The sequence below is a fragment of the Roseisolibacter sp. H3M3-2 genome, from assembly GCF_029211165.1.
In the GTDB taxonomy this organism is placed as follows: domain Bacteria; phylum Gemmatimonadota; class Gemmatimonadetes; order Gemmatimonadales; family Gemmatimonadaceae; genus Roseisolibacter.
In genome coordinates this window covers 1-22,233 of sequence record NZ_JARGEK010000001.1, presented here as the reverse complement: position 1 = coordinate 22,233, position 22,233 = coordinate 1, and the positions used below count along the sequence as shown (strand labels likewise).

General features: G+C 71.7%; 15 protein-coding genes and 9 tRNA genes. 7 read left to right on the top strand and 17 right to left on the bottom strand.

Annotation, left to right across the window (positions count from 1 at the left end):
* The first annotated feature begins 65 nt into the window (after window positions 1-65).
* Complete coding sequence (locus tag PYV61_RS00120) at window positions 66-440, top strand: hypothetical protein (RefSeq protein ID WP_275827012.1); 375 nt, start codon at window positions 66-68, stop codon at window positions 438-440.
* Between the two features lie 151 nt (window positions 441-591).
* Here the strand turns inward: PYV61_RS00120 and PYV61_RS00115 are convergent, their stop codons facing one another.
* Complete coding sequence (locus PYV61_RS00115; protein WP_275827010.1) at window positions 592-1,176, bottom strand: hypothetical protein; 585 nt, start codon at window positions 1,174-1,176, stop codon at window positions 592-594.
* A gap of 620 nt (window positions 1,177-1,796) precedes the next feature.
* On the opposite strand from PYV61_RS00115, the gene PYV61_RS00110 reads away from it, so the two are divergent.
* Both PYV61_RS00110 and PYV61_RS00105 read left to right on the top strand, forming a co-directional pair.
* A complete protein-coding gene (locus PYV61_RS00110) occupies window positions 1,797-2,312 on the top strand; it encodes a hypothetical protein (RefSeq protein ID WP_275827008.1) in 516 nt (171 codons plus the stop codon).
* A 537-nt stretch (window positions 2,313-2,849) separates the two neighbouring features.
* The gene (locus tag PYV61_RS00105) at window positions 2,850-3,479 is read left to right on the top strand and encodes a hypothetical protein (protein WP_275827006.1); all 630 of its coding nucleotides are present in this window, start codon (window positions 2,850-2,852) and stop codon (window positions 3,477-3,479) included.
* A gap of 31 nt (window positions 3,480-3,510) precedes the next feature.
* Here the strand turns inward: PYV61_RS00105 and PYV61_RS00100 are convergent, their stop codons facing one another.
* Window positions 3,511-4,428 carry a helix-turn-helix transcriptional regulator gene (locus tag PYV61_RS00100; RefSeq protein WP_275827004.1) on the bottom strand — a complete coding sequence of 306 codons (918 nt, stop codon included), beginning with the start codon at window positions 4,426-4,428 and terminating at the stop codon, window positions 3,511-3,513.
* Window positions 4,429-4,804: 376 nt separating this feature from the next.
* On the opposite strand from PYV61_RS00100, the gene PYV61_RS00095 reads away from it, so the two are divergent.
* Window positions 4,805-5,572, top strand: a complete 768-nt coding sequence (locus tag PYV61_RS00095) for a hypothetical protein (RefSeq protein ID WP_275827002.1) — start codon at window positions 4,805-4,807, stop codon at window positions 5,570-5,572.
* A 208-nt stretch (window positions 5,573-5,780) separates the two neighbouring features.
* A complete protein-coding gene (locus PYV61_RS00090) occupies window positions 5,781-7,733 on the top strand; it encodes a hypothetical protein (RefSeq protein WP_275826999.1) in 1,953 nt (650 codons plus the stop codon).
* Between the two features lie 219 nt (window positions 7,734-7,952).
* Here the strand turns inward: PYV61_RS00090 and PYV61_RS00085 are convergent.
* The 12 genes from PYV61_RS00085 to PYV61_RS00030 all read right to left on the bottom strand — a co-directional run bounded on the left by PYV61_RS00085 (window position 7,953) and on the right by PYV61_RS00030 (window position 11,490).
* Window positions 7,953-8,026 (bottom strand) — tRNA-Pro (locus PYV61_RS00085).
* A gap of 54 nt (window positions 8,027-8,080) precedes the next feature.
* Complete coding sequence (locus PYV61_RS00080; RefSeq protein WP_275826997.1) at window positions 8,081-8,989, bottom strand: chlorite dismutase family protein; 909 nt, start codon at window positions 8,987-8,989, stop codon at window positions 8,081-8,083.
* A gap of 150 nt (window positions 8,990-9,139) precedes the next feature.
* A tRNA-Gly gene (locus PYV61_RS00075) sits at window positions 9,140-9,212 on the bottom strand.
* 24 nt (window positions 9,213-9,236) lie between these two features.
* Window positions 9,237-9,308, bottom strand: a tRNA-Thr gene (locus tag PYV61_RS00070).
* A gap of 35 nt (window positions 9,309-9,343) precedes the next feature.
* Window positions 9,344-9,425: transfer RNA gene (locus tag PYV61_RS00065), tRNA-Leu, on the bottom strand.
* A gap of 60 nt (window positions 9,426-9,485) precedes the next feature.
* A tRNA-Asp gene (locus PYV61_RS00060) sits at window positions 9,486-9,560 on the bottom strand.
* A gap of 56 nt (window positions 9,561-9,616) precedes the next feature.
* Window positions 9,617-9,688, bottom strand: a tRNA-Glu gene (locus PYV61_RS00055).
* Window positions 9,689-9,724: 36 nt separating this feature from the next.
* Window positions 9,725-9,797 (bottom strand) — tRNA-Glu (locus PYV61_RS00050).
* Window positions 9,798-9,868: 71 nt separating this feature from the next.
* A tRNA-Trp gene (locus tag PYV61_RS00045) sits at window positions 9,869-9,941 on the bottom strand.
* A gap of 40 nt (window positions 9,942-9,981) precedes the next feature.
* Window positions 9,982-10,055: transfer RNA gene (locus PYV61_RS00040), tRNA-His, on the bottom strand.
* A gap of 89 nt (window positions 10,056-10,144) precedes the next feature.
* Window positions 10,145-10,705, bottom strand: a complete 561-nt coding sequence (gene efp / locus PYV61_RS00035) for an elongation factor P (protein WP_275826995.1) — start codon at window positions 10,703-10,705, stop codon at window positions 10,145-10,147.
* Between the two features lie 80 nt (window positions 10,706-10,785).
* The gene (locus PYV61_RS00030) at window positions 10,786-11,490 is read right to left on the bottom strand and encodes an arylesterase (RefSeq protein WP_275826993.1); all 705 of its coding nucleotides are present in this window, start codon (window positions 11,488-11,490) and stop codon (window positions 10,786-10,788) included.
* Between the two features lie 31 nt (window positions 11,491-11,521).
* Here PYV61_RS00030 and PYV61_RS00025 point away from each other — a divergent pair, with 31 nt between their 5' ends.
* Together PYV61_RS00025 and PYV61_RS00020 are read left to right on the top strand one after the other, a co-directional pair.
* On the top strand, window positions 11,522-12,223 hold the full coding sequence (locus tag PYV61_RS00025) for an ABC transporter ATP-binding protein (protein ID WP_275826992.1): 702 nt from the start codon (window positions 11,522-11,524) through the stop codon (window positions 12,221-12,223).
* Complete coding sequence (locus PYV61_RS00020; protein ID WP_275826990.1) at window positions 12,223-14,835, top strand: FtsX-like permease family protein; 2,613 nt, start codon at window positions 12,223-12,225, stop codon at window positions 14,833-14,835. Before PYV61_RS00025 ends, PYV61_RS00020 begins: the two co-directional genes overlap by 1 nt.
* An 82-nt stretch (window positions 14,836-14,917) precedes the next feature.
* On the opposite strand, the gene PYV61_RS00015 is transcribed toward PYV61_RS00020, so the two are convergent.
* From PYV61_RS00015 to PYV61_RS00005, 3 genes are all read right to left on the bottom strand, one after another.
* Complete coding sequence (locus PYV61_RS00015) at window positions 14,918-16,258, bottom strand: RagB/SusD family nutrient uptake outer membrane protein (protein WP_275826988.1); 1,341 nt, start codon at window positions 16,256-16,258, stop codon at window positions 14,918-14,920.
* Window positions 16,259-16,272: 14 nt separating this feature from the next.
* Window positions 16,273-19,371: a SusC/RagA family TonB-linked outer membrane protein gene (locus tag PYV61_RS00010; RefSeq protein WP_275826986.1), complete on the bottom strand. Its 3,099-nt coding sequence runs from the start codon at window positions 19,369-19,371 to the stop codon at window positions 16,273-16,275.
* Window positions 19,372-19,649: 278 nt separating this feature from the next.
* Window positions 19,650-21,977 (bottom strand): Tex family protein, encoded by a 2,328-nt coding sequence (locus PYV61_RS00005; protein WP_275826984.1) that lies wholly within the window; start codon window positions 21,975-21,977, stop codon window positions 19,650-19,652.
* Between the last annotated feature and the right edge of the window lie 256 nt (window positions 21,978-22,233).

The window sequence follows — 22,233 nt, the reverse complement described above, 5'->3', positions numbered from 1 at the left end:
GTTCGTGGTACGGTCGCGGCATGCGGCGTCACACGTCCTGCGCCGCGACCGACACCCACGCCACCATGCCCCTGACCGACGACGCAGCCCCGCCCCCGCCCGCAGACATCCTCCCGAAGGCCATGTGGCTCGAGCGGGCGAAGATCGGCAAGACGACCTACGACGACTACTACCGCGCCGACCTCGAGGCACGGGGCCGCGTGTGGGAGGACGCGACCGGCGCCCACTGGATGAGCGCTGAGGATGCTGACCGGATCCGTGCCGCACGGTTCCGCAGGATCGCCGGCAAGAGCGCACGAGCGAATCGCTCGCATCGCACGTGTTCCAACTGCCAGCGAAGCATCGCCGGGATCGCCCGGACCTGCCCTCATTGCCATGTGGCGCTACGCGCGGGACGCAGCGACAACGCGTCGCGGAAGCGCGACCGGCCAGACGGCTGACCGTGCGTGGCCAATGCGCTGCTCCGGCAATCCACTGCGCCGTCCTAGCGCCGCCGTGTGGCTCGAACTTGGTCGGTGCCTAACCGCAAGCGAGGGACGGAATCAGCGAACTGATTCCGTCCCCGCTAGCTCGCTGGCTTCACGGCGAGTGCTACCGCGGCCGACGCACCTCCGCGTACCAGTCGGGCTGCTCGACCTCACCCCGCTCGACCCGCTCGACGAGCTCCAGGTATCGCATCAAGTCCTGGGCCTCGATCAGCATGCGCGCCGGGCCGCCGGACTCGCCCTGCGGCGCGAGCAACCCTCGATCACGCGCGCGCCCGAGTTCGCGCTCGCCGAGGCCGACCTCGTTCGCCCATGCGCGGACTCGACGAGAGAGGCGGGGCGTCTCGTCGGCGATCTTCCGGATGTGCAGGAGCGACGCGTCGACGGGGTTCCGCTGCCTGATCGCCCGCCGCGTGCCCGCCGGCGGCTCGGCCGCACGCGGCGTGGCGGCCGGCGGCGTGGCGGCCGGCGGCTCGGCCACGGGCTGCCCGCGGATCGCCGCACTCGCTCTCGGCGAGCGCCGCCGCGGCGGCGGCGGCGCCGTCGAGTCACCCGGGCGCGTCGGGGTCTCCGGCAATTCGTTCACCACGACCGGGCGTCGGCCGATGGTGATCGTGATCCCCTGGACGGTCGCGAGCGCTTCGAGGAGGGTGGGGAGCACAGAGTGCTCCACCATCATCGTGTGCTTCATGGTACGTGACGGGTTAGGCGGAGAGCCGGGTGCACGGACCGACGCGGTCGCATGCGCACTTCACCGGCAGCAAGAGGAAACGCCTACCGCCCGCAGCCATCACGTGCGAAGTGGACCGGAGCCTCCGGCCACCATCCAACGCATGCGACTCAGCCGGAAGCTGTCGCAAGGGGGTAGGCGAATCGAGAGGCCCCAGCGGCACACGCGCTCGGACATGCTCCAGACTACCCACGGTTGGCCAGAGCGGTTCCCGACTCGCTCGAGAACACACGTCCGGCCGACGACGGGTCAGCCCCACTGAACTCCGGCGGCGCGCTCGGGGTTGTCGTGCGTGTCTGACATGTCAGACACGCGCCCACTCACGCGGCCGAGTACACAGCGACCGTCAAAACCATCGTCCCTGATGGCGACTCGAAGTGACGGCGCGTCGTGCCCCTCCCCCGGCTACTACTGTAGTCACCACCAAGGACGCGACGTGCTCGGAGAGAGCACGTCGCGTCGCCGCTTTCCGGAATCGGTGCGCCCGCGCGCGCGCCGGGAGCCTGCCCCTCGACGGCGGGCGAACCGGCGCGATGAGCGCTCCGTGATCGCAGCCCGCCATGGTCCTACCAGGGACAGGCATGCGATACACGAAGGAGCACACTCGCACGGAGCGCAATGCACGTCTGCGTGCACGGCACGCCATACGCCGCGAGGAAATCGCGCGAGCGGAGCGCGAGCGACGCGATGCGCTCAAGCGGCAGATGATTGAGTATCTCGGCGGTTCCTGCACGCGTTGCACACGCACGCTCGCAGAAATCGGACACGTTGCTGCGTTTGACTTTCACCATCGCGACTGGCGAACGAAGCGCTTCAACGTCTGCGGCAACTACTCTCGCAGTTGGGACGTCCTGCGCGCAGAGCTCGACAAGTGCGACCTCGTATGCGCGATCTGTCACCGCGTCATTGAGGCGACACTCGATGATCCCGGGCGCCGTCGCGGCCGCCCGCCGCTGACTGCGCGCGATGCGGACGCTGCGGACCTGCGGCGAGCCAGCGCTCAGATGTCGGCGCGCGCCTACGCTGACGAGCAGCGCGCCGAGTCGAACCGCGACGACTTCAAGCGTAATCAGCTCCACCTGTTCGGCACGCTGTAGCCCGGCTGGCACGGTCCCAGACGGGCCGACGCATCCCGGGGTGTCTGACGCGTCAGACACCGACATCGTCCCCCCGTGGCAGTCGACGTCCGAATGTCGGCCTGCGACCGCACGTCCCGGAGCGCCTCATGGCCCGTCGACCGTGCGCCTTTCGCGGCCGTGCACACGTCCACGCCGCGTCGGGTTCAAGCGCTCGCGCGAGCGGCCCACCTGTACACGAATCGCCGGCGTGTCTGACACGTCAGACACGCTGGCGTTCTATGATTCAGCGCAGCGTTAGGCGCACGTGAATAGCGTAGTTCTGGGGCAAAGTTGCCGCGAATAGCGTAGTTCCAGGTTGAAGTTGCGAACCACGCTTGACGCATACGCGCGAGCGGGTCTACGGTTCGCCTCAAGCGCGGCATTCAAGTCCGTTGCTCACGTCGCACGACCTCACGAGCACGTACCTAAGTGTGCCCTGCGTCGCGAACGACCGCAGTTGATAACACGCGCGCGCCTGCCGCTCTCGCAACCATTCGCCCACCGCCCACTCTACACATGCAGGACACACCACCGTTCGTCATCATCGGGGACCTCGCGACTGGTGGAACTTGGTCGCTCGAGGGCGTGGATGGCGGCGAGACGCCTTACAAATGGATTGTCCTGAAGCTATCACACGCGGGCGAGCTGTATCTTGAGGCGGAGTGCCGAGTCCTCCGTGACTCGGAACCATTCGACGAGAGGTACAAGCGGACGCTCACTTGGACCGTGTTCTCGGGTTTAGGTGAGCTCAACGTCGCGGCACTCCGCGCGGCCCTGGCGCCGGGCGGTGAGCTCTACGACCGAATGGTCGCTGTCGCTGCCGGGCACGGGGTGGATCAGAATGACCACAACCGTCGTGGAGTCCTCGACCGCGACGCGACTCGGGCCATGGAGTCGCTCCGCCGCCATTTTGGGGAGACGAGCTACGCTACGACTGGGCACATGAAACACGCGAGCGATTGGCTCGCTTCATCGGAGTGTTACGGGCTGAACGCAGACACGTCGGACGACGATCTCGTGATGATTGCCTTCTTCCTCGAGCTTGATGCAAGGTTGGAGAGGGTGTCCCTGGTCGGCGCGCTCGACGAGCTGCGCCGGCGACGCGAGCACCTGCAGTACGCGCGCGATACGACACGGAACGACTGACGCCTCCGCGCGGTCGGTGCGACGGCGAGCGTCACTCGCGCTCTTCGTTGCCGAGTAGCCGGAGGAGTTGACCCACGCGTTCAGTAACGGCGAAGGCGCGCGCGCGTTCGATCACGTCGACGCATGCAAGCGCGAATGGCGCTCCACGTTGGGCCACGCGGCCACAGTAGGAGCGCCACGCCGCGTCTTCTCCGGTGGCTTCCGTTGTGGCCCAAGCCCGCAGCTGCGCTTGGGCATCGCCCGCCGACCTGACATGCGCGAGCTCGAGCGTGTCCAGCGCGCGGGCGAGGGCCCGCGCCGCCACGTCGTCGAGGGGCGCCTGCGCGGTCAGCGCGGTGCGTACAGTATCGAGCAGTCCCCAGTACCGCGCGAGGTCGCGAGCCGCGTGGTGGTGCTCGGGCGTGTCGTCCGACAGCAGGGTGAGCGTGACCCGCTCCCGGACGTGAGGACCCGCGGGACGCGCCGCCGGCTCTGGTGAGGCACGCGGCCCGCGCGCTGGGCGCAGCGTCTGAGGCACCAACGTCGGCGCGGCGACCTCGGGCCCTCGCGCCTGCGTCACGGCCATCGGCCCTCGCGCGGCGCCGACGGGCCGTCCACGCCGCGGCTGCGCATCGTCCCCTTGCTCGGCGGCGAAGATTGCGCCCGCCGTCGGTGGTTCGCACCCATCCCGCGCTGCGCGAAGGAACGCGGCCTCGGCCCGCCGAGCGAGCGACTCTTCCGCGGCCGATGCACCTGCCGCAGGCAGCGTCGAACCGTGCGGACCGAGCAGGCTCGCCGCGTCCACACCGAGGTGACGCGCCACCTCCGACAGGCGGTGGACCGGCGGCAGGGTCTCCCCCAGCTCCCACTTGGCAATCAGCGGCCGAGAGAGCCGCAGCCGCTCCGCGACGTCTTGCTGCGTCAGGCCGGCCGCGCGCCGGGCACCTCGGAGGCGCCAGGCGAGCAGCACTCGGAACGCGAAGGCGGACGCCTCCTCCGGAGAAGGACTGCGAGCCCGGCGGTGAGGCGACATGGAGTTCGGAGAGAAGGCGTGCGGTAATGATAGTAATACTAACATTACCTCGAGGCCGCGGCTTCGTGGGCGTGGACGCGTGCCTCGCGAGTACGCCGTTCCGCGCCCCTGCGAACGCGCCTCGCAAAGGTCCGGAATGCGTTGCCAGTTCACGACATAGCTCGGTCGGCCGGCACGGATCAGCAGCCTTCGGTCTGCACGTGCCGGGGGAACGGCCCCTGTCTCCTCGGCGGGTTTCCGCCCGGTTGGACGCGCGCGGGTCGTGAACGGGCGCGGGACGGTAGGGCACCTAGGCTGGCGGCAGACCCCGACCATGAGCACCGCCGCCCCCCTCCCCGCCGGCTCCGGCCGTCCACTCCCCTGCCCCGCGGCCGCGGTGCGCCGGGTGTTCCGCCGCTACCCGGCGGGGCACCTCTGCCCGGACATCGAGGCTTGGCTCCGCGTGTTCGAGGAGGAACTGGTCGCGGTCCTCGAGCACGCAGCGACGCCGGTCGACATCCTGACCGGCGTCGAGCGCGTGTTCGCCTGGTATCCACCGGCCGCCGTCGTGGAGAGCCGAGTGGCGCTGCTCGCATCACTGCACGCGGAGCTCGCGCACATCCTCGGCGTAGATCAGTCGGGAGCGCTGACGGGCGGCGCGTCCGCCATCGGTCACCAGACCTCGTGCGGCACCACGGGAGACCGCACCGGCCCGACGAGGTCGGAGGCGAGTGCCGCGCGCGCATCCCGCGCGCCTTCGCGCTTCCTCGATGCCACGCAACTGGCGCGCGAGGGGCCCGCTGCCGTGGCCGTGGAGGCGGGATTGCGACGCTCGGAGTCGCCCGTGCCGCCGGCGCACCTCGCCAGGACCGACTCCGCCCCCGGCGGGATGACGAACGCGCAGGACGGCGCGCCCAAGGCACCCGCGGCCGCCCCGCCGCCGGCTCCTACGGCGGCCATCGCGACCGCCGCGGTGCCAACACCGCCGGCTTCTCCACCGGCGCCGGCCGGCGCGCCGCTCGAACGCGCAGGGTGCGCGCCTGCGCAGTCGGCCCCCCCGGGCCGGACCCGCGTTCCCCGGCGCCTCCAGGAATGCGCGTGAGTGGGGTGGCCAGCGCGGGCGCGCCAGCCGGCGCGCCCGCGCACACTGCCGCGGCCCCGGGTTCGGCTCGCGTGGAATTGAAGGGAGAGCCTCGGGACGCCATCGGCGCCACGCTGCGCTCCGCGCTCCTCGCGCGGCTCACGGCGATGGCGCCGGGGACGACCGGCAGCGTGCCGCCGTCCTTCGCGTCCTCGCTCCCGGAGCCGCCATGCCCCGCCCCCGTCGCCTGCTCCGCTTCACCGACATCACGCCGGACGGGCGCCGCTTCTTCCTGGAAGAGGTCCCGCGCGGCCGCCGGCCGCAGGTCCGCGCCTGGGACACCGTCCGAAAGCGCTACAGCCGCATGACCCTCGACCTCGAGCTCCGGGACGCGAACGGGCGCCCCGACCTGCAACTCGTCCGTATGGCGCTCGACACCGCGAGGATGTTAGTCATGGAATCCTTCAATACGCCCGCCGCATCCATCGCTACACCGGCCCGAGTGCCCTCCCTCGGCGCTGCCCTCGACGTCGCGACCGATCCTGAGACGACGGTCGCGCGCGACGCCGACAGCGACCAGCACTCGGCGTGGGTGCTCGCGGCGAAGGACGCGCGCATCGTACTGGACCTCAGCCTGCCTCCGTCGCGGATCGGTGCGCGCCTCGCGACGACCGCCGCGAAGTCCGCGCTGCTGCGGATCGCCGCGGGCTACACGACCTCGAAGTGGAAGAAGGTCGTCCGACCGCTCATGGCCGAGCGCGACGAGCAGGTGGCATCGGACGCGACCCTGCGCCTGGCCTACGAGGCCGCGACGACTCCGCCGGAGGGCACGTTCTGCGGTGATGCCACCGCGACTGCGAACGACGCCACGGACGCGGCGTCGCCGGGTGACGATTACTCGCCCGGCGCCGAGCGTCCACGTCGTCGCGCCATCTCTCTCACCGGCGCGCGCCTAACGGCGCAACTGCTTCGCGCGATGCTGCGCCACGCCGCGGTGCACGACCACGACGCGTACGGCGCACTGCGCAACATGGGGCTCGCGCCGAGCCTCGATAAGGAGCTCCGCAGCTTTGCGCATAGCGTCGGCGTCGAGCTCCGGGACGCGCCTCACCGTCCGCGGCACCCGACCAGCGCCGCGCGCCGGATGCTCCGGATGATCAGCGACCCGCGCCACCAGATGTGGGCGGCGTTGGCCACCGTGTGCAACGGGGAGGGTGCATACCGGGTGCGCCGGAGCGACATCCAGTTGGCCGACGAGCTTCGCGTGATCGTGCGTGTCAACGTCGGCGGTCGTAAGAAGGTCGCCTGGAACTACCGTGAGCTCGGTGTCGCGGAGGGCAGCATCGTGCGCCTGCTCCTGACGACCGTCTACGCCGAGCTGGAGGCGCGGTACGGGCAGGACGGCGAGGACTACTACCTCCTGTCCGGCCACGAGTGGACAGGCGAGCGCCTCGTGTGCGCCGACGATGCCGCCGTTCCCAGCCTTGATCCACGCTGGCGCCTCCTCCTCACGCTCGGCGCGGAAGGGCGACTCGGGCAGTATCGCCGTGCATACCGCTCGCACGTGCGCCGCATCGGAGACACGCAGGACCTCGCGCTCGCCGAGTTCGGGCGTGGGACGAAGCCCTCGGGCATGCGACCCCTCGGCCCCACCCAAATGGCCGAGCTCGGGTTCGCGCTCGAGGTCGGGCACCTCGCCGACGTCGAGCGCGCGTATCGGGCCGGCGAGATCGCGGACTACCCGCTCTTCGCCGCAGGACGGCTGCGGGACGGCCGTGTGCCGCTCCGGGGAGCGACGCTCCGGCACATCGACGAGAAGACGCTGAACGGGTGGGCGCACGACCTGGAGGTGGCGCTCGGACTGGAGCGCACCCCCGGGCGCGCACACCGCGCCTGGCGCCGTACCTTCGTGGATCTCTACCGGCGGTGGTACATGGACCCGGCAGTGCTCGACGCCGTGACGGGCCACGGTCGTCGAATCGACCCCGAGGCGAACGGCTCGACGCGTGAGCAGGTCTACCTCGACCGCGACGACGAGTACCTGCTCCGCCAGGCGGCCCGCCTGCAGGAGTACGCCCGGACGGAGTGGGTCCGCACTGGCGAGGCGCCGCCGTTCGCCGGCCGCCCGACCCTCTCGGCACGTGGGATCGTGACGGAGGAGGACCGCCGAGAGACGCCGTAAGATTCGCGACGACCCCCAGGGTCGACGGCACCGCTGATTCACGCGAACGGGCCGCCCGCTTCTTACAGCGGGCGGCCCGTTCGCGCTTGTCGTCGACGAGTCGCGCAGCGCGCGAATGTCGGCGTCAGCGGGCCTCTACGTCAGAATCCACGTCAGAATTGACCCGAAGGCATTCTGACGTGGACTCTGGAAGATGGTGCTGCGTAAAGACCTACTGTATCGGGACGGCGGGATTTGAACCCGCGACCCCCTGAACCCCATTCAGGTGCGCTACCGGGCTGCGCTACGTCCCGTACCTCAGAGCGCGCAGTATAGCCGCCCCGCCCACCCGGATCAACCGAGACGGCTCAGCCGGCCGACTCGATCACCGCCGCCGTCCACTCCGTGGGCGCGAGCAGGCGCCCGACCCAGAAGTCGCCGAACTCCGCGTACTGCGCGCTCACCTCGTCGAACCGCATCTCGGTCACCGCCCGCTTGAACTCGAGCGGGTCGCCGGCGAACAGCGTCACCCCCCACTCCCAGGCGTTGAAGCCGATGGAGCCGGTGATCACCTGGAAGAGCCGACCGGCGAACCGGCGCCCGCTCTTCCCGTGCTCCCACATCAGCCGGCTGCGCTCCTCGGCGGAGAGCGCGTACCAGTTCTGCTCGGGCGCGCGACGCTTCGACATCGGGTAGAAGCAGACGTACGGCATGTCGGCGCCCGGGCGCGGCGGATACAGCCGGCGCTGCAGGTGCGGCGACTCGCGCTCCGCGGCCAGCCGGCGCTCCAGCTCCGCCACGTACTCCGCGTCCCCCTCGACGCCACCGCGTGCGGCCGTGTCGCGGGCCAGCTTCGACGTCAGCGCGTACATGCCGGCCTCGGTGACGCCGAGGTATGCGCCGGCCGGGCGCAGGACCGCGGCCAGCGGCGACGCGAGCACCGCCCGCTGGGCGGCACCGAGCGCGTCGAGCGTCGGGCGGAAGTGGAGGACCATCACGTCGGCCGTCGAGCCGACGAGCAGGGCCGCGGCGCTCCAGCCGCCCTCGGACGGCTCGGCCATCGCGGCGACGGCGCGCGCGGCGGCATCGGCCGCGGCGGCGCGGGCCGCGGGCGTCATCGCGCGCAGCGCCTCGCGGTCGATCGTGAAGAGCTGGTGCTGCGTGTACCACCCCTCCAGCGTCAGCGCGGGGGGGACGTGGGCGGTGGGCTCCGCCTGCGGCCGCCCGGCGGCGGGACGCGCGGCCGGGGCGGCGGGGGGCAGGATCTCGGTCGACATGCGCGGCCCTCCACGGCCGGTCGGGTTCGCGTCGAATCTACCCGTCGCGCCGGCGCGCTCCCCATCCGCACGATCCCGGACGGCGCGACCGGCGGGTCCGGGAACGCAAAACGGCCCCGATCGGGAGATCGGGGCCGTTTCGGACCAGAGAGCGGGAGACGGGGTTCGAACCCGCGACATCCAGCTTGGGAAGCTGGCGCTCTACCAACTGAGCTACTCCCGCGTACCACTTCGACCGTGCTGCGAGAGCCACAGGTGAGGATTGAACTCACGACCGCCCGATTACGAATCGGGTGCTCTACCACTGAGCTACTGTGGCGGAAGATGCCCACCGAACCAGCGTACCGCTAGGAGTGCCCTGGCGCGGATTCGAACCGCGACGCCTTTCGGCACCACCCCCTCAAGATGGCGTGTCTACCAGTTTCACCACCAGGGCAGCGTGGGGCGCGGCGGTCGTCAACCGCGCGCTCACCAGGCTTGGATGCTACGAACCCAACGGGGCCGACGGGGCTCGAACCCGCGACCTCTCGAGTGACAGTCGAGTGCTCTAACCAAACTGAGCTACGGCCCCCTACCACCCTCGCGATCCATTGCGAGGTCCTGCATCTCGTGCACGACGCGCTGCGATAGCCCCAACGGGAATCGAACCCGTCTCTCCACCTTGAAAGGGTAGCGTCCTAACCGATAGACGATGGGGCCGCCCGTTCGCTCCTATCGGACTCTCGCAGTGCGCAGTAGCGGTAACGGGATTCGAACCCGTGTTCCAGCCTTGAGAGGGCTGTGTCCTAGGCCTCTAGACGATACCGCCGCATGGCTCGGCCCGTTTCCGGGCGAGCACAGAACTCTAAACTAGCGCCGAACGATTTTCAATTAGCCGGACAGGCCCGGAGGGACTTGAACCCCCAACCGCTGGTTTTGGAGACCAGTGCTCTACCAGTTGAGCTACGGACCTACGGGACCTACCACGACCAGCGTCGCGCTTCGTGCGGAGGGGTGGCTAACGGGACTTGAACCCGCAACCCCCGGTGCCACAGACCGGTGCTCTAACCGATTGAGCTATAGCCACCATGGTTGCCGAGCGGCCGAGAAAGCTAACGGCCGCCGGGGGGCCGTTCAAGGGACCACCCCGGCACCGCGCCCGCCCCGCCGGCCGGCTCAGTCCTTCGCCCGCTCCAGGTACTCGCCCGTCTGCGGATTCACCCGCACGCGCTCCCCGGTGCTGATGAACTCGGGCACGTTCACCGTCACCCCGTTCTCCAGCTTCGCCGGCTTGCTCGACGCGTTCTTCGTCGCCGTCTTCATCACCGGCGCCGTCTCCACGATCTCGAACGTCAGCGACGCCGGGAGCTGGATGCCGATCGGCTTCCCGTCGTAGTACTCCGCGACGATCCGCATCCCCGGCTGCATCCACTGCGCGTTGTCGCCGAGCGCCTCCTCGTCCATCTCGAGCTGGTCGTAGTTCTCGACGTTCATGAAGTGGTACGTGTCGCCGCCCTGGTAGAGGAACTCCAGGTCGTGCGTCTCCATGTCCGCCTTCTCGATCGCGTCGGCGGCGCGGAACCGGTGCTCGAACGAGGACCCCGTGCGCAGGTTCTTGAGCTTCGCCTGCACCATCGCGCGCAGGTTGCCGGGGGTGTGGTGGCGGAACTCGATCACGCGGCACGGCTGGCCCTCGAACACGAGGACCATCCCGCGGCGGATCTGCGTGGCAGGCATTGCCATGGCGAGCGTCGGATGGAGGAGAGTCGGCGGTAAGTGCTTGCAGCCTCGGAATTTGCCCTGACCCCAGGCCCGGGTCAAGCGCCCGCGCGGGCGGCCAGCGCCGAGTCCACGACCGGGCGCAGCGCGCGCCACACCGTCCGCGCGACCACGCGCGCCCCCGCCTCGTTGGGGTGGATCCCGTCCCCCTGGTTCAGCCGCCCCACCCCGGCCACGCTGTCCAGCAGGAACGGGGTCAGCGTCGCCCCGGCGGCCCGCGCCACCTCGGGAAACATGCCCCGGAACCGCCCCGTATACTCGGCACCCAGGTTCGGCGGCGCCTCCATCTGCACCAGCACCAGCCGCGCCCGGGGGTGCGCCCGCCGGGCCCGCGTCAGGATCGCTTCAAGATTGGCCCGCGTGGAGTCCACCCGGAGGGCGCGCAGCCCATCATTCGCGCCGGTCTCGAGCACGAGCACGTCGACGGGCTCGCGCAGCACCCAGTCGATGCGCCGCAGCGCCCCCGCCGACGTCTCCCCGCTCACCCCGGCGTTCACCACCGTCATCGGCACCCCGGCCGAGTCGGCGGCGCGCTGGATGAGCGCCGGGTAGGCGCTGTCGGGGTCGAGCCCCAACCCCGCCGTCAGGCTGGTGCCCACGAACAGCACGCGCAGCGGCGCCCCGGCCGCCGGCGGGGTAGCACCCACCGCCGCCGAATCCGCGGCCGCCGCGGCGGTATCCTTCGGCGCCCCCGCGCCCGCGCCGCACCCCAGCGCGGCCGCGAGCAGCGCCCCCGCCAGCACGACCCTCCCGACTCCCCCGCTCCGCTGACCCATGCTCGTCGCCCGTTCGCTGTCCAAGGAGTTCCTGAGCGGCGGCCGGCCGCTCGCGGTGCTGCGCGACGTCTCGTTCGAGCTCGAGACCGGCGCCTTCGCCGCGATCGTCGGGCCCTCCGGCAGCGGCAAGACGACGCTGCTCGGCCTGCTCGCCGGCCTCGACGTCCCGTCCGGCGGCCAGGTCCTGCTCGACGGCACCGACCTGACCGCCCTCGACGAGGACGCGCGCGCGCGCCTCCGCGGCGAGAAAGTTGGGTTCGTGTTCCAGAGCTTTCAATTGATCCCGACGCTCACGGCGCTGGAGAACGTCACCGTCCCGCTCGAGCTGCGCGGCGAGCGCGGCGCCGAGGCGCGCGCCCGCGAGCTGCTGGAGCGCGTCGGACTCGGCGGGCGCGGCCACCACTTCCCCACCCAGCTCTCGGGCGGCGAGCAGCAGCGCGTGGCGATCGCCCGCGCCTTCGTGAACCGGCCGCGCATCCTGTTCGCCGACGAGCCGACGGGGAACCTCGACGGCGCGACCGGCGGCCGCATCGTCGAGCTGCTCGAGTCGCTCAACCGCGAGGACGGGACCACGATCGTGCTGGTGACCCACGACCTGGGGCTCGCCGCCCGCGCGCAGCGGGTGATCCGCGTCGCCGACGGCCGGGTGGTGGAGGACACCGGGGAGCGTCGCGCGGTGAGCGTCGAGGGGGCCGCCTGATGACGGCTGCCACGCTGCCGGGCGACGCCCAGGCCGGGTCCACCCGCTCCACGCTCGACGCCCGACGCTCGCCCTGGTCCTCGCTCGTCCGCCTCGCCTGGCGCGAGAGCCGCACCGCGCGGCGCCGCCTGCTCCTCTACATGTCGTCGATCGCGCTCGGCGTCGCGGCCCTGGTGGCGATCGACTCGTTCGCCGGCAACGTCGGCGGCTCGGTGCGCGAGCAGTCCCGCGCGCTGCTCGGCGGCGACGTCGCCTTCCAGTCGCGGCGCCCGTTCCCCAAGCCGGCGCTGGCGCTGCTCGATTCGCTGCCGGCGCGCGGGATGCGCGTGGCGCGCACGACGCAGTTCGCGTCGATGGGGCTCGTGCCGCGCACCGGGCGCACGCGCCTGGTGCAAGTGCGCGCCGTCGAGCCAGGCTACCCGTTCTACGGCGAGGTGACGACGCAGCCGGTCGGCCGCTGGGCGGCGCTGCACACGGCGCCGCACGCGCTGGTGGACCGCTCGCTGCTGGTCGCGCTCGACGCGCAGATCGGCGACACGCTGGTGCTGGGCTACGGGCGGTTCCGCATCGACGGCACGCTCGACAACGTCCCCGGCGACGCCGGGATCGCGTCGGTGATCGGGCCGCGCGTCTACATCCCGGCGCGCTACCTCGCCGAGACGCAGCTGCTCGTCTTCGGGAGCCGCGCCGAGTACGAGGCGGTGGTGAAGCTTCCCGACGGCCAGGCGGCGGCCCCGTTCCTGAAGCCGCTGCGCGCCAACCTCGACGAGTGGCAGGTGCGCGGCCGCACCGTCGCCGACACGGAGCGTGGGCTGACCGAGGCGGTCGACCGGCTCACCGACTTCCTCTCGATCGTCGGGCTCATCGCCCTGCTGCTGGGCGGCGTGGGCGTGGCAAGCGGGGTCAGCGCGTTCGTGGCGCGCAAGATCGACACGGTGGCGGTGCTCCGCTGCCTCGGCGCGACCTCGCGGCAGATCCTGGCGATCTACGTGACGCAGGCGGCGATCATGGGGCTCGTGGGGGCGCTGGCGGGCGCGCTGATCGGGATCGGGATCCAGGTCGCACTGCCGCGGGTGCTCGGCGACTTCCTTCCGGTGGACGTGCGCGTGTCGCTCGAGCCGGCGGCGATCGGCGCCGGCGTGGTCGTGGGCGTGTGGGTGGCGCTGGTGTTCGCCCTCCGCCCGCTGCTGGCGCTGCGCCGCGTCAGCCCGCTGCAGGCGATCCGGCGCGAGGTGGACCCGGGCGCGCTCCGCGGGCGCGGGATCGACTGGGCGAACGTCGTCGTCGGGCTCGCGGTGGTCGCCAGCGTCACCGCCCTCGCGGTGCAGCGCACGGGGCGGCTGCGCGACGGGATCGGGATCACGGCCGCCATCTTCGGCGCGATCGTGCTGCTCTGGCTGAGCGCGACGGCGGCCAGCGCGCTGGCCCGCCGGTCTCTGCGCGCCGGGTGGCCGTACGTGGTGCGGCAGGGGGTCGCGAACCTCTACCGCCCGGGGAGCCAGACGCGCGCGGTGACGCTCGCGCTGGGCTTCGGGGCGTTCCTGGTCTCGACGATCTACCTGGTGCAGTCCAACCTGCTGCGGACCCTCGACGTGCGGAGCGCGACCACGCGCGCCAACGTCCTGTTCTTCGACGTGCAGGAGGACCAGGCGGCGTTCGTGGACTCGGCGCTGCGCGTCGGCGGGAACGAGGTGGTCTCGTCGACGCCGATCGTCACGATGCGCATCGCCGCGGTCAACGGACGCACCACCGCCGCGATGCTGGCCGACAGCGCGCGGCGCGGCGAGCGCTGGCCGCTCCGCCGCGAGTACCGCTCGACCTACCGCACGACGCAGGGGGACGCGGAGCGCGTCACCGCCGGGACCTTCTTCAAGACCGACGCCGCCGAGGGGGCGCTGCCGGAGGTGAGCTTCGAGGCCGGCGTGGCGCGCGAGCTCGGGCTGTCGCTGGGCGACACCGTCACGTGGGACGTGCAGGGGGTGCAGGTGCCGTCGCGGGTGACGAGCTTCCGCGAGGTCAACTGGCAACGGTTCGAGCCCAACTTCTTCGCCGTCTTCCAGCCGGCGGCGCTGGTGCAGGCGCCCAAGCAGTTCGTCATCATGGCGCGCGTGCCGTCGGCGGACGCGGTGGCCCGGCTGCAGCGCGACGTCGTCGCCCGCCACCCGAACGTGTCCAGCGTCGACCTGTCGCTGATCCAGCGCACCGTGGGCGGGATCATCGAGAAGGTGTCGGTCGCGGTGCGCTTCCTCGGGATCTTCTGCCTGGCCGTGGGCGTCCCGGTGCTGGTGAGCGCGGTGGCGGCCACGCGGCGCGACCGGCTGCGCGACGCCGTGCTGCTCAAGACGCTCGGCGCGACGCGGGCGCAGATCGGGCGCATCCTGCTGGCGGAGTACGCGGTGCTCGGCGCGCTCGGCGCCTTCACCGGGATGCTGCTCTCGTTCGGCGGGGCGTGGGCGCTGCAGAAGTGGGTGTTCCGCGGGCCGTTCGCCCCCGACTGGGGCGCGGCGCTCGGGATCGCGGCGCTGCTGGTGGCGTTCACGCTGGCGATCGGCTTCATCACCGGGCGCGAGGCGTTCCGCGAGACGCCGATGGCGGCGCTGCGCGAGTCCTGACGGCGGCGCCGAGGCGGCCGCACGCGACGAGGGGGCGCCGTCCGCTGGACGGCGCCCCCTCGTCGTTCGCCCGGATCCCGGATCAGCGCGGGATGTTCGGGTTGCTGTTGATCTCCGCCAGCGCGAGCGGCCAGCAGGTCGCCGTGTCGTAGCGGTCCCCGGTGGTGCTGGTCGGGTACGGGCCGGTGGGGAACTCGTTGATCTGGTAGAACTTCTGGTACCGCCGCAGGTCGCCGAGGCGGTGGTTGTCGAGGTAGAAGTCGCGCCGCCGCTGGTCGCGCAGCTCGGCGAGCAGCGCCGCGCCCGTGAGCCCCGTGACCGGCTGCTGGAGCCGGCCGAAGGCCCGCCGCTCGTTGATGAGCGCCAGCACCGCCGTCGGGTTGCTCTCGATCTGCGTCTCGGCGACGATGTAGCGCGCCTCGAGCCCCGACGCGATGCGGATCGTGCCGCCGGCGACGAACGGCGAGCCGGTGGGCGTGCCGTCGAACGTGCTGTACGACGCCGGCGAGCGCGGGATGAGCCCCGTCACGCCGGTCGCGCCGGAGCGCGGGATGCGCACGTCGCCCGCCATGTCGCGGAACGGCGTGTTGTCGGTGGTGCCGCCCGACGCCGCCGTCAGGTTCTGCCAGACGCGGTGGTTCTCGGCCGTGCTGTTGGTCGAGTACTGGGCGAAGAAGGCGAACGCCGCCGGCACCTGGCCGGCGTAGGTCGCCGCGCGCGCCCGGTCGTTGACGTTCAGCGCGGCGCGCGCCGCGCCGACCAGCGCGAAGTTGCGCACCGAGTCGGCGGCCAGCGTGTCGCCGGCGACGAGCGGCACGCGGGCCTTGGCGGCCGTCTTCGCGGCGTTGGCGATCGCGACCGCGGAGTCGAGCTTGGTCATGGCCGCGCGGAACACGGCCTCCGGGGTCTGCGGCGCCTGCCCGTCGAACGGGATGTCGCAGTACATCTCGCCGAGGTAGTTGTACGTCATCCCCCCGTACGCCAGCGCGCGGGCGACGCGGAGGTCGCGGCTCGCGCTGTCGCCGAGGATCTCCTTCATCCGGCGCACGCCGTCGTCCGCCAGGAAGCGGGCGCGGTGGATGCGGGGGTAGATGAAGGTGTTGTGCGTGCCGTTCTCCGGGCCGACCTGGCGCCGGTCGATCAGCGCCTCCTCGAAGAAGGTGTTCCGGTTGTAGAGCTCGTCCGTGTAGATCGCGTTCCACCAGGTGATGTTGCCGAACGCCGGCTGGAACTCGCCGATGATCCCGTTCATCAGCAGGTTCACGTACTGCGGCTGGTTGACGTCGGTCTCCTCGACCGCGCCGGGGTTCTCGGCCTGGAGGAAGTCGTTGCAGGCGCCGGCGGTCGCGGCGCCCAGCACGAGCGCGCCGAGCGTCGCCAGCCGGACCCGCGGACCGCGGCGGACCGATTGCAGCTTTCGCATGGAATCGCCGGGGGTCAGAAGGTGAAGTTGAGCTGCGCCGACAGGCGGCGCGCCATCGGGGCCGCGTAGGCGTCCACGCGGTTGAAGTTGCGCCCGCCGTACGAGTTGACCTCGGGGTCGAGGCCGGTGTAGTCGGTCCACAGGCCGAGGTTGCGGCCGCTGAGGACGAGCTGCGCGGTCTCGGCGCCGCTGCGCGCGATCAGGCGCTGCGGGATGGTCACGCTGAGCGAGACCTCACGCAGCTTGACGAAGTCCGCCTTCTCGATGAACAGCGACGGGATCGTGCGGATCGCGTCCAGCTCGCGGCGCAGCAGCGAGTCGGCCGCGTTGCGCGGGTTGCGGGCCCCGAGGAAGCGCGGGTCGTTGGCGCGGGCGCAGTTGTCGTTCGCCGTCTGGCAGCGGTTGCGCTCCTTCAGGTTGAACAGGTAGTGCCCGCCCTTGTAGTCGAGCAGCGCGTACAGGCGGAAGTTGCGGAAGAACGTGAACGTGTTCGAGAAGCCGAGCTCGCGGGTCGGCGCGGACGGCCCGATGTACTGGGTCGTCCCGACGGTGTCGATCGCGCCGCCGGCCGTGAGCCGGATGTTGCCCGACGCGTCGCGCTGGATGACCGGGGCCCAGTAGGAGCCGAGGCGGTAGCCGACGCGGTGCTGCTGCACGGCGCCGTAGGCCTGGCTGATCGGGACCTCGCTCGTCTTCCCCGGGACGCCGAACGTCTCGAGGATGTCGTTGTTGGTCGACCCGTTGATGCGCGTGTCCCAGACGAACCGGCTCGTGGAGACCGGCGTCGCCGTCAGCGCGAGCTCGAGCCCCGAGTTCTTCACGGTGCCGAGGTTCGTGATCGGCGACGAGATGAAGCCGACCGAGGGCGGGACCGGGACGCCCACGAGCATGTCGCGCGTGCGACGGTTGTAGTACGTGAAGTCGAGGCCGAGGCGGTCGCCGAGGTGGCTGCTCTCGAAGCCGACCTCGAACTCCTCGCCGCGCTCCGGCTTCAGCTCCTGGTTGCCGTACGAGTTGGTGATGAGGCCCGACCCGGTGCTCGTCTGCGAGAGCGTGGACCGGATGATCTGGTACGTGCGCGTCGCCGTGTACGGGTCGGGCGCGCGGCCGGCCTGCCCCCAGGCGGAGCGCAGCTTGAAGCTGTTGGTCGCGAGCGTCTTGAACACGCCCTCGAGCGCCGGCTCCTCGCTCAGCACCCACGACAGCGAGAACTTCGGGTAGACGATCAGGTCGAAGTTCGTCCCGAACGACGAGTTGTCGTCCGCGCGCACGGCGCCCGTGAGGAACAGCCGGTTGCGCCAGGAGACCTCCTGCTGGCCGAAGTACCCGACCGAGTTGTTCTCGGAGTAGGTGTTCGTGCCGGTGGTCGTCTGGGCCGAGCCGATGACGGTGACGTCGGGGGCGCCGAGGCCGGCGCCGGTGGCGGTCAGCGTCTCGCGGAGGCGGGCGATGATCTGCGTGCCGAAGGACGTCGTCCCCGACCAGGACGGCGTGATCTTGTACGGCAGCTGGCCGACGTAGTCGACCGTGTAGTCGCGGAAGCGCGGGGTGCGCTGCAGCACGTTGCCGACCGGCTCGAACTCGTCGCCCGGCAGCACCAGCACGTCGGCGGTCGAGAAGATCTGGTCGGTGCCGACGGTGAGGCGGTTCCGCAGCCAGCTGGCCGGGTTGTAGTTCAGCGTCGCGCCGAGCTGCAGGCGGTCCGACCGCGTGCGGTTGTTGTAGTTGTTCGCGCGCTCGGGGCTCTGGTTCGGGTACACGATCGTGTCGGTCCCCGTGAACACCGTGCGGAAGTTGCCCGTCGGGCGCGCGCCGGGCTGGGAGCGCACCGCGTTGAGCAGCACGCCGAGCACCGACTCGTCCTGCGGCGGGAGCCGGAGGTCGTTCTGCGCGTACGAGACGTTGATCGCCAGCTCGGTCCGGTCGTTGGGCACGAGCGTGAAGTTGCCGCGCCCCGCCTTGCGGCGGTTGAAGCTGTTGAAGTACACGCCGTACTCGTCGTCCTTGTCGCCCGACAGGAAGTACGAGTAGCGGTCGGCGCCGCCGCGCAGCCCCACGTTCAGGCGCTGGATCGTGCCGTCGCGCAGCGCGGCCGGGTCGATGTCGAGCGGGTTCTGCGTGATGACCGTGCCGACGGCCCGGCCCTGGCAGCCCGGGAAGTTCGGCTCGGAGACGCCGTTCACCGTCGTGCGGCCGGCGATGCGCGCCGAGTCGCAGGTCAGGTAGTTGGTGAGCGTCTCCGTCCCCCACTGGTTCAGCCCGCGCTCGCCGCGCAGCGTCCACTGCGGCTTCTGCTGGCCGCGGATGCCGCGCTTGGTGAGGATCTGGATGACCCCCGACGAGGCGTCGGCGCCGTACAGCGTCGCGGCCGCGGGGCCCTTGATGACCTCGATGCTCTCGATGTCCTCGGGGTTGAGGAAGTCGAGGCCCGACGTGATCTGCGCCGAGAAGGCCTGGCCCGTCGCGCCGGTGCCGGTCGGGTTGAAGTTCCCGAGCCCCTCGTTGCTCATGCGGATCCCGTCGATGAAGATCACGGGGCGCGAGCCGCTGAGGGAGTTGCTGCCGCGGATGCGGATGTCGCCCGCGGTCCCCGGCGTGCCGGAGCCTGGGAGGATCGTCACGCCCGGGGTCTTGGACTGCAGGATCTCGCTGACGTTCGAGATCGAGTTGTCGCGCGTGATCTCGGCGGCGTTGATCGTGGTGATCGCGTTGCCGACGGTGCGGCGCGTCGTGGCGCCGCCGGTGCCGGTGACGACGACCTGGTCGAGCTGCGCCGCGGCCTGCGAGAGCGAGAAGTTCGCGGTCACGCTGGCGCCGGCGTTCACCGTCACCGCCTGCGAGGCGGCCTGGAAGCCGATGCGCCGGACGCGCAGCTGCTGCGCGCCGGCGGGGACGTTCGCGATCACGTAGTCGCCGGCGGCGTTCGTGATGGCGCCGACGGTCGTGCCGCTGACGCTGACCTGCGCGTCGGCGATCGGACGCTGGCCGGCGGCGTCGGTGACGCGGCCGCGCACGGTGCCGGTGCCCTGCGCGAGGACGAGCCTCGGAACGAGTGCGCCGAGCACCATCGGGACGAGGCACAGCCCCGCGGCCCGGACGAGCTTCAACGACATGGAGGTCTCCGGAGGGAGGGGACGGGACCTCCGGCGGGCGTGCCGCCGCGCGGAGTCCCGGTGGGGACGAACGGGCGCGCGACGAGGCGCAGGCGCCTCAGCGAAGACTCGATGAGCGCGCCGGCCCGGACGCGGCGGGCAGAAGGTAAGGCGCCGCGCGCGCCGCGGGCAAGATCGCGCGGCGCGCGTAGGTGCCGCCGCCGCACGAACTTCGCGATCGGCGCACGCATTCGTGACCGACGCGCGCCTGCCGGAGTCTCAGGCGCGCGCCGCGCCGCTCACTTGAAGCGGATGCCGTTGGGCGCGACCGCGCCGGACTTCGGCACGAACGGCGCCGGCCTGGGCGCCGACTTCGGCCCCTGCCCGCCCCTGGCCGCCGGGCGCGCGTCCGGCCGCTCGGCGCGGCGCCCGCCCGTCAGCCCGCCGGCCTCGCGCACCTCGCGCGGCGCGCGCGCGTCAGGGCTCGACTTCATCGACAGCGCGATCCGGTTCCGCTCCAGATCCACGGCCATCACGGTGACGCGGACCTTCTGCCCGACGCGCACCGCGGCGTTCGGGTCGGCGACGTAGCGATCGCTCAGTTGTGAGACGTGCACCAGCCCGTCCTGGTGGACGCCGACGTCCACGAAGGCGCCGAAGGCCACGATGTTCGTGACCACCCCCTCCAGCACCATCCCGGGCTGCAGGTCCTTCGGCTCCTTCACGTCGTCGCGGAACGCCGGCAGCTCGAACCCCTCGCGCGGGTCGCGCCCGGGCTTCCGCAGCTCCGAGAGGATGTCCCGCAGCGTCGGCAGTCCGACCTCGTCGGAGACGTAGCGCTGCGGCTCCACCCGCTGGGCCAGCGCCTCGTCGCCGACCAGCTGGCCGAGCGGGACGCCGAGGTCCCCGGCGATGCGCTCGACGAGCGGGTAGCGCTCGGGGTGCACCGCCGACGCGTCGAGCGGGTGCGCCCCGCCGCGCACGCGGAGGAAGCCCGCCGCCTGCTCGAACGCCTTGGCGCCGAGGCGCGGCACCTCGAGCAGGTCCTTCCGCGACCGGAAGCCCCCGCGCTCGTCGCGCAGCCGGACGATGTTCTGCGCGAGCGTCGGCCCGACGCCGGCGACGTACGCCAGCAGCGCGACCGAGGCCGTGTTCACCTCGACGCCGACGCGGTTCACGCAACTCTCGACCACCTCGTCGAGCCGGCGCTTGAGCTGCGGCTGGTTGACGTCGTGCTGGTACTGCCCGACGCCGATCGACTTCGGGTCGATCTTCACCAGCTCGGCGAGCGGGTCCTGCAGGCGGCGGGCGATCGACACGGCGCCGCGCAGCGAGACGTCGAGGTCGGGGAGCTCCTCGCGGGCGAGGTCGGACGCCGAGTACACCGACGCGCCGCTCTCGTTGACCACCACGACCTGCGGCCGCGCGCCGCCGAGCGCCGCGCCGGCGGCGGCGATCGCGTCGCGGGTCAGCTGCTCGGTCTCGCGCGAGGCGGTGCCGTTGCCGATCGCGATCAGCTCCGCGCCGTGGCGCGCCGCCAGCCGCACGAGCTGCGCGGCGAAGCGGTCGGGCTGGTGCAGGAACCAGGTGTCCGTCTCGACGACGGCGCCCGTGCGCGAGAGCGCGGCGACCTTCACGCCGGTGCGGAAGCCCGGGTCGAGCCCGATCACCACGCGCTCGCCGGCGGGCGACGCGAGGAGCAGCTGCTCCAGGTTCTGCCCGAAGATCCGGATCGCCTCCTCGTCGGCGCGCGTCTTCAGCTCCAGCCGCAGCTCGACGGTGATGGACGGCGCGAGCAGCCGCTTGTACGCGTCCTGCACGACCTGCCCGAGCAGCCGCGACGCGCGCCGGCGCCCGACCACGTCGCGCTCCAGCAGCGCCACGATCTCCTCGACCGGCGCGTCGATCGACCAGACGAGGAACCCCTCCTCCTCGCCGCGGCGGATGGCGAGCACGCGGTGCGACGGGATGTCGGCGAGCAGCTGCCGGAAGTCGTAATAGTCCTGGAACTTCGAGACCTCGTTCTCCTTGCCGCTCGCGGCGCCGCTGCGCACGGCGCCCCGCGCCCGCGTGGCCTGGCGCACCGCGTCGCGCAGCGCCTCGGCCTCGGCGACCCGCTCGCCGAGGATGTCGCGCGCGCCCAGCAGCGCGCCGGCGACGTCCGGCACCTCCCTCGCCGCGTCGACGTACGCCGCGGCCGCCGCCTCCGCCGTCGCGTCGTCGGCCTCGCCCGCCCACAGCAGCTCGGCGAGCGGCTCCAGCCCGCGCTCGCGCGCGATCATGGCGCGCGTGCGGCGCTTCGGCTTGTACGGGAGGTACAGGTCCTCGAGCGCCTGCTTCGTGTCGGCCGCGCCGATGCGCGCCCGCAGGTCGTCGGTGAGCTTCCCCTGCTCCTCGACCGACTTGAGCACCGCCGCGCGCCGCTCCTCGAGCTCGCGCAGGTAGTCGGCGCGGTCGCGCACGTCGCGCAGCTGCACCTCGTCGAGGTTGCCCGTGACCTCCTTCCGGTAGCGGGCGACGAACGGGAGGGTGTTCCCCTCGTCGAAGAGGGCGAGCGTGTTGGCGACCGAGCGCGCGGGGAGCGACAGCTCGGTCGCGATCTGCTGGACGAGCGACGGCGACAGCATGCGACGGGAGGCGGGAGGGACGAGGGGTCGTCAAGCTGCCACGCAGGGGGGCGGGCGACAACGGGTTGCGGGGGGAGGGGCGGATGGCTACCGCCGTCTCACGGCGTACTTCCGGGTACGGCGCAGACCCGGGGACGGCGCAGAGCGGGATGGGGCGAACACAGGGGTAGGACGCACCCCGGGGTACGGCGGATCTGCCGACTAGAGCAGATCACGGCGCGCTGTAGCGAGGTGAAGGGCTCGGGGCGGCATCGCT